This window comes from uncultured Amnibacterium sp. (assembly GCF_964244015.1).
Lineage (GTDB): Bacteria > Actinomycetota > Actinomycetes > Actinomycetales > Microbacteriaceae > Amnibacterium.
Map to the genome: position 1 here is coordinate 1 of NZ_CAXTHO010000219.1, position 2,065 is coordinate 2,065.

1 protein-coding gene is annotated in these 2,065 nt (G+C 77.6%); it reads left to right on the forward strand.

The window, feature by feature from the left end; translation table 11 throughout:
• Positions 1-236 precede the first annotated feature (236 nt).
• Positions 237-2,065: FtsK/SpoIIIE domain-containing protein (locus ACFE67_RS15010; protein WP_375407670.1), on the forward strand; the 1,829-nt coding region annotated here is incomplete at its 3' end.

Here is a 2,065-nt window from a genome sequence, read left to right on the forward strand (position 1 = left end):
CCGGCGGCCGCGACAACGTGACCGTCGTCGTGGTCGACGTGATCGAGGTCGAGCCTGCGCCGCCGCGCTGATCGAGGCGCCCCGCCCGCGACCCGCGACCCTCCGCCCCCGCCCCGCTGATCGAGGTGCGAGCGAAGCGAGCCTCGAGATCACCCGCGGCCTCGCGCGGCCCGCATTCCTCTCCTCCACAGGCCCCGACCGCATGGCACCGCTGCCGAGCGGGCAGGCTGCCAGCCGTGACCGACCGTCTCGCGCTCCCGGCCAGGCCCGCCCCGCCTGAGCCACCGCCGTTCCCCGTGCTCGGGGTCATCGCCCCCGTCGTGCTCGCGGTCGGGCTGTTCGTCGTGATCGGCACGCCGACCGTGCTGCTGCTCGCGGTGTTCAGCCCCGTGCTCGCGATCGCGGCCGTGGTCGACGGTCGGCTCCAGCTGCGGCGACGCGCCGCCCGCGACCTCCGGAGGCAGGACGCCGCGTTGACGGAGGTGGAGCGCGAGCTCGAGGTGCTGCGCTCCGCGGCGGTCGCTGCCGCTCGCATCGCGACGCCGTCGCCCGCGGCGCTCGCCGCGGATCCGGGAGCGTGGGCCGGGCGACCGCCCTCGGGCGTGCTCGTGCTCGGCACCGCCGACCTGCCGTGCGCGCCGGCGGTCGGCGGCATCGCGGTCAGCGAGCGCGAGCGACGGCTGGTCGCGTCGGGTGCGGTGCTGCCCGACGCGCCCTTCGGGGTGCCGGCAGCGGCGACTGTGGCCGTGGTCGGACCGCCCCCGCTCGCCGAGGCGTTCTCGCGTGCGGCGTCGGTCGCACGACTCCGCGGTGCCGGGAGTTCAGGAGGAGCGGCCGTGCTGACGGCGTCGGCAGGGGCGACCGCCGACCTCGTCGTCGAGGTCGGCGCCGATGCGGTCGCCCGGGTCGTGCACGCCAGCGGACCTGCTGCGGACTGCGCGACCCGCGTGTTCCGCCCCGCCTTCCTCACCGTCGCCGCCCACCGCGACGCGGTCGCGCAGGGCGGATCGACCACGCTCGGCGAGCTGCTGGCGCACCCTGCGGCGGGAGGTCTCGCCGCGCGCTTCCTGGTGGGCGCGGACGGCCCGGTTGACGTCGACCTCGTCGCCGACGGGCCGCACGCGGTCGTGGGCGGCACCACCGGGAGCGGGAAGAGCGCGCTGCTGACGGCGTGGATCCTCGCGCTCGCCGCCGCCCATCCGCCCGAGCGGCTCGCGCTGCTCCTCGTCGACTGCAAGGGCGGCGCGGCGTTCGACCCGCTCGTGGCGCTGCCCCACGTCGTCGGCGTCGTCACGGACCTCGACGCGGAGGCGGCCGAGCGGGCCGTCGCCAGCCTGGCCGCGGAGCTGCGCCGGCGCGAGCAGGTGCTCCGCGACGCGCGGACCGCGGACGTGGCGGGCACCGGGCTGCCGCGGCTCGTGGTCGTGGTGGACGAGTACCGCGCGCTGGTCGACCGCGCGGCGGCGCTCGCGGCGCTGTTCGGCGACCTGGCGGCGCGGGGGAGGTCGCTCGGCGTGCATCTGATCCTCTGCACGCAGCGGCCGGGAGGCAGCATCCGCGACGAGGTGCTGGCGAACTGCCCGATCCGGATCAGCCTCAGGGTGCAAGACGCGGCGGACAGCAGGGCGCTGATCGGATCGGCCGCAGCGGCGCAGCTCGGGCGCGACCCGGTCGGCGGCGCGATCCTGATGACCGAGCGGCCGGTCCGGGTCCGGGTCGCGGCGGTCACGGACGACGTCGTCACGGGGACGGTCGAGCAGCTCGCGGCGCGGCACGGGCGCAGCGGCGTGCGCGCGCCCTGGCTGCCTCCGCTGCCCGCCGTGCTGCCCGTCGCGACCCTGCTGCAACCGCCCGCGCCGTTGATCGCCTTGGGGCTGACCGACCTGCCCGAGCAGCAGCGGCAGCCGGTGCTGGCGTGGGATCCGGTCCGGCAGCCCCGGCTGCTCATCGTCGGCGACCCGCGCACGGGACGCTCGACGGCCCTCGCCACCGCCGCTCGCGGACTCGGCGTCGCACCGACGCCCGCCGACCCGGCCGTGCTCTGGGACCGGATCGGCGACCGCGA